The following is a 3,859-nucleotide window of genomic DNA, read 5'->3' on the forward strand; positions in this document are numbered from 1 at the left end:
GGCCCGTGCCCCGGTCACGGGGGAACGCGGCAGCCCGGAGCCGGGCCGGCTGTACCTCACCGGCCCGGCTCCGGGCGCTCCTGACAGGGAACCGGGCCCCGCCGGGCCGGGCCCCCGCCGGGGGGAGCCACCCGTGCCCGGCGAACACGGCCGGTCGTCCCGCTCCGACGCGGCCGGCACGGCATCCATCGATGCTTCCTTCCTCGACGAGATACTGGCCGAGCCTGCCGGTCCCGGCGGCGGGGAGCGGCGGACAGCCCTCCAGCGGGCTGGATCCAGCCTGGCCGGACGCCTGCCGCACACCCTGCGCGGCGGGCTGGTCGACCCGGCCATCCGTGGCGCGTTGCTGATCGCGTTCGTCGCCCTCGCCGCGGCGCTGGTGGCCGGCTGGTTCGCCTGGCGGGGCAGACCAGTGCCGGTGCTGGCCCTTCCGCCGGCGGTACAGGTGACGGACCTCACGAATCCGGGGCCCGGCACAAATCCGGGGCACGGTACAGCGGCCGCCGCGGTGACGGCCGCGACGCCGCCGTCGCCCGCCGCCACCGGGAGCCCGCAGGCGCAGGTCGTCGTCGACGTCGCGGGCAAGGTCCGCCATCCCGGAGTGTTCACCCTGTCGGGAGAATCCCGGGTGGTGGACGCGGTGGCCCGCGCCGGCGGGGTGCTGCCCGGGACGGACACCTCCGGGCTGGCGCTTGCGCGTCGCCTGGTGGACGGCGAGCAGATTCTTGTGGACGGCCGCCCCGGACCGGCACCACCCCAGCCCGCGGGCGGTACCGCCGGCAGCGCCGGTGGTAGCGGTGTCACCGCGGGCGGCGGTGGCAGGGGCTCGCCGGGCACCGCGCCCGGGGCACCGGTGAACCTCAACACGGCCACGGCCGAAGCCCTCGACGCGCTGCCCGGCGTAGGTCCTGTGCTGGCCCAGCGGATCGTCGAGTGGCGTGCGGCCCACGGCGGTTTCACCTCTCCGCGACAGCTGGGGGAGGTGACCGGAGTCGGTGATCAGCGTCTTGCCGACCTGCTGCCACTCGTCACTGTCTGACTGTCAGCGCTCAACGGAGAGCGTGTTGGTTCACCGGTGGCCGGGTAGCGTGGAGCACGAACATGACCGTTTCCGGTCACGATCCGCAGCATCAACCGCCCGACCTGCGTCTGGTCGCCCCAGCCCTCGCGGCCTGGGCGGGAGCCGCGGGTGCCGGACTGGCCGTGCCACCGGTGGCCGTGCTGTGGATCGCCGGGGTGTTGCTGTGCGTGACACCGCTGTGCGTGATACCGCTGTGCGCGGTGGCCCTGCTGCGCGGCCGGACGGCCCGACGGCCGGCGGGCACGGTCCTGGCATGTCTGGCCTGCCTTGCCGCGGGCGTGCTGGCGGCGGGTCTGCCGGCCCGGGCCCGGACGCTCGGCCCGCTCGCGGCCCTCGGCACGGCCCGGGCGTCCGCCGGTATCGAAGGGACGGTGACCGGCGACCCGCGGGTCAGCCACGGGGGCGGCGGGCTCGTCATCGTCCCGATGCGGGTGGAGCGGCTGACCGCGGACGGGCACGACATCCGGCTGCGGCAGCCGGTCCTGGTGCTCGCGACCGCGTCCGGCTGGGAGGACCTGCTGCCGAGCCAGCATGTCAGCACCTCGGGAAGGCTGGCGCCGCCGAGGGCGGCTGACACCGTCGCCGCTGTCGTCTTCGTCCGGGCCGCGCCGGCCTCGGTCGGCCCGCCCTCGCTGGTGCAGCGGGTGGCCGGTCATCTGCGGGCGGGCCTGCGCGACGCCGCGTCGGGGCTTGCCGGCCCGCGCCGCGGGCTGCTGCCGGGCCTTGTCCTCGGCGACACGAGCAACCTCGACGACGAGGTGCGGGAGGACTTCCGGACCGCCGGGATGTCGCACCTGGTCGCTGTCTCCGGCGCGAACTGCATGATCATAATCGCCGCGGCGACCGTTGTCGTCCGGCGCAGCCGGCTGGCTCCGTGGGTGCGGGCCGGCTGGGTCGCAATGGCCCTGGTCGGTTTCGTCATCCTGGCCCGGCCGTCACCAAGCGTCCTGCGGGCCGGTGTCATGGGGCTGATCGGGATCGTCGCGGCCGGCAGCGGACGGCCGCGGCTGGCCATGCCCGCGCTCGCGGCCACCGTGCTGGTGCTCGTCCTCAGCAGTCCCGATCTTGCTCGTTCGGTCGGTTTCACCCTGTCGGTTGCCGCCACCGCCGGACTGGTGATCCTCGTCCCCGGCTGGCGGGACGCGCTGGCGGGCCGGCTGCCGAGGTGGCTGGCAGAGCCGCTCGCGGTCGCCGCGGCGGCACATGTCGCCTGCTCGCCGATCATCGTCGCCATCGGCGGCGGGGTCAGCCTGGTAGCCGTTCCCGCCAACATGCTCGCCGAGGCCGCGGTCGCGCCGGCGACCATCCTCGGGGTCCTCGCCACGGTGGCCGCGGTCGTCTACGACCCGCTGGCCCGGCTCCTGGCGGCCCTCGCGGGTGTGCCGTGCGGGTGGCTGATCACGGTGGCGGACGTCGCGGCGCGCGTACCCGGCGCGGAGATCGGTTGGCCGGCCGGCCCGGCCGGCGCGGTGGCCCTCGTCGCCACCACAGCGGTGCTGTTCGCGACCGTTCGGCGGCACCGTGGGCGCCGCGTCCTCATCGCACTGTCTGTCATCACTCTGGGCATACAGGTGATATTGATGTCACGTGCTGCTGGAATCTGGTCCACGCGTTGATGGCTGATCGTCATTACTCGATGTTCCTGACCAGCTCGTGAGGTCCGGATACCGTCCCTGTGACATGCTCGCCAGCGTGCCGCCGACATCCGCGCCGCCACGGCTGGTCCTGGTCTCCGGTGACGAGGAGCTGCTTGTCTCCCGCGCTGTCCGGGACGTCGTCCACGCCGCCCGGCGCCACGACCCACAGGCGGAGGTCGTCGACCGGGCACCGGGCGAGTTCACCGAGAGTGACATGGTTGATCTGGCCAGCGTATCGATGTTCGGTGGGCTGCGGGTGGTCGTGGTCCGCGGCGCGCAGGAACTTACAGATGATCTTCGAGAGGCGCTGCTGGCCTACCTCGCCCGCCCGCTGGACGACATCGTGCTTGTCGTCGTCCACAGCGGTGTCGTACGCAACCGCAAGCTGGCGGAGGCGATGAGGACGGCGGGCGCGACGGTCGTCACCGCGGCGCGTATCACCCGGCCGCGGGACCGCTACGACTTCGTCTCGGCCGAGGCCCGCCGTCTCGGTGGCCAGATCAGCGCGGGCGCGGCGAAAGCACTGGTGGACGCGGTCGGCAGCGATCTGCGCGAGTTGGCGATGGTATGTGAACAGATGATCGCGGACTCCGGTGGAACGATCAGCGAGGCCCTGGTCGCCGGATACCGTCGTGGCCGGGCTGAGGCCACCGGTTTCGCGGTGGCGGACGCCGCGATCGCGGGGGACCTGCCCGAGGCCCTGACCGTACTGCGCCAGACGCTCGCGGGCGGTGTCCCGCCCGTCCTCGTCGTGAGCGCCATGACCACCGGGCTGCGTGACCTGGCCCGGGTCACGGCCGCCGGCGGTGGTTCCACCTGGGAGCTGGCCCGCAGCCTCGGTATGCCCGACTGGAAGGTGGAGCGTTCCCAGCGGGCGGCCCGGGGCTGGAGTGACGAGGGGCTGGCCTACGCGATGCGCGCGGTCAGCGCCGCGGACACGGCGGTCAAGGGCGGTGCCGTGGACCCGGTCTACGGGCTGGAAAGACTCGTCATCCAGATCGTGTCGGCCCGTGGCCGTCCGGCGGGAGCCCGGCGGTGACGTTGCGGGCACCCCGGCCCGACCAGGGAGACTCCGCCCGCCCAGGCGCAGGCGGCCCGGATGGAGCCGGCCCGGACGGAGGCGGCCCGGACGGAGGCGGCC

The 3,859-nt window shown here is 74.1% G+C and carries 3 protein-coding genes; all 3 read left to right on the plus strand.

Annotated elements, in window-relative coordinates; all coding sequences use genetic code 11:
- Positions 1-1,039, plus strand: a 1,039-nt coding sequence (locus AC5LUJ_RS01125) for a ComEA family DNA-binding protein (RefSeq protein WP_493464329.1), incomplete at its 5' end; no start/stop codon positions are given.
- Between the two features lie 62 nt (positions 1,040-1,101).
- On the plus strand, positions 1,102-2,697 hold the full coding sequence (locus tag AC5LUJ_RS01130) for a ComEC/Rec2 family competence protein (protein WP_250283983.1): 1,596 nt from the start codon (positions 1,102-1,104) through the stop codon (positions 2,695-2,697).
- Between the two features lie 64 nt (positions 2,698-2,761).
- Positions 2,762-3,757 (plus strand): DNA polymerase III subunit delta, encoded by a 996-nt coding sequence (gene holA, locus AC5LUJ_RS01135; RefSeq protein WP_250283985.1) that lies wholly within the window; start codon positions 2,762-2,764, stop codon positions 3,755-3,757.
- The last annotated feature ends 102 nt before the right edge of the window (positions 3,758-3,859 follow it).

The organism is Protofrankia sp. CiP1_Cm_nod3, assembly GCF_982290655.1.

Coding starts and splice junctions, on each gene's coding strand:
- AC5LUJ_RS01130 (WP_250283983.1), top strand. CDS start 1,102: ATGACCGTTTCCGGTCACGATCCGCAGCATCAACCGCCCGACCTGCGT.
- holA (WP_250283985.1), top strand. CDS start 2,762: ATGCTCGCCAGCGTGCCGCCGACATCCGCGCCGCCACGGCTGGTCCTG.